Annotated in this window: 1 protein-coding gene; it reads right to left on the bottom strand. The window is 68.6% G+C overall.

Annotation, left to right across the window (positions count from 1 at the left end):
- A partial coding sequence (locus AC1DOC_RS33940) for a HEAT repeat domain-containing protein (RefSeq protein ID WP_478131604.1) occupies window positions 1-1,311 on the bottom strand: 1,311 nt, incomplete at both ends.

Below are 1,311 nucleotides of genomic sequence, written 5' to 3'. Positions count from 1 at the left end.
GGCCAATTCCATCACCCGCGGCAGCCAACGTGCCTGCACGGTCGGAAAGACCGCCAGCGTGCGCAGCGTGGCGTTCAGGTCGAGCTGGGTCTGGCGGCCTTCGCGCTTTGGCGGCGCGACAAGGCCCAGGCCTTCGTCGATGTACTCCGGGTGCTCCGCGAAGAAGGGCCACACGCGGTCGGCCGGCAGCACGTCCACCGCCGAGGCCTGGTTCCAGTATGGAAAGAGCGCGGTGTGCGCCACATCGTCGATCGGCATGCCGGAGCGCTTGAGCAGCTCGGCCAGCGCGCGCAGGTCGACCGAGCCCACGGGCTGGCGGCCGAGCCACTTGTGAAAGCCGTCGTCGAACCAGAAGCTGGTCCAGTGGCGCGACACGGCCAGCCAGCGGATCAGGTGCGGCATGCCGAACCCCGGCATCGACTGCAGGCGATTGCCGAAACCCACGACCTGCTGCAGCTGGCCGTTCTTCGCGCGGTTCTGGTCGTTCTTGCTGCCCTGCCCGTTGAGCACGCGCACGGCCACGCGCATGTCCTCGTCGGTGAGCTTCTTGTGGGCGGCGTAGTTGTCCTGGCGCCACTTGTACCTGTAGGTCTGCTTGGAGGCCTTGTTCTCCTCGATCTCGGCCTCGGCCGCGACGCGGTTCTTCTCGAGCAGCTCGATGCGGTTGGCAATGAGCAACTGCACCGCCTCTTCACCCAGCGGAATGTCCTCGAAGGGTTGCCAGGCCGGCGGCTCGGGCAATTCGAGCTCGCCCGCGTCGCCCGCGGCGTCGAGCCGCGACATGGCCGAGCGGATGGCCTGCTGCACGGCCTTGCTGGTCTCGGTGCCGGCCGCCACGTCGAGCAGCGCGCGCGCGGCGTCACCCGGCAGGCGCGCAAGCAGTTCGGCGGCCTGCGTGCGCTGGGTGGTGTCGCCGTCTTTGAGCAGTTGCCCCAGGAGTTCGAGCCGCTGCGCCTCGGCAATGCCCTCGAGGTGCGGCGTCGCCTCGGCGCGCACTGTCTTGCTGCCGTCGATGGCCAGGCGCAGGAACAGCGGCGCAAAGTCGTTCAAAAGCGCCTTGTCCTTGCCGATGCGCCTGGCCAGCAGAACGCGGCCCGCGGCCGACAGCTTTGCGGGCAACGCCTCGGTGGCGTCGCGCTGGCTGCGCATGTAGTCGGCAACGGCAGGGGCCTCGACCAGCCCGTCGAGCCGGTCGTGGTACCAGCTGTCCAGTCCCTTGCGCTCGAAGACCTCTTGCAGGGCGATATGCGGATCGAGTCCTTCGTGCGCGAGCAAGGCTGCAATGAGATGCACGTTCCACGCGGGCCGGCC

Source organism: Variovorax sp. 01T439_2 (assembly GCF_056398445.1).
This window is presented reverse-complemented; position numbering and strand designations above follow the sequence as displayed.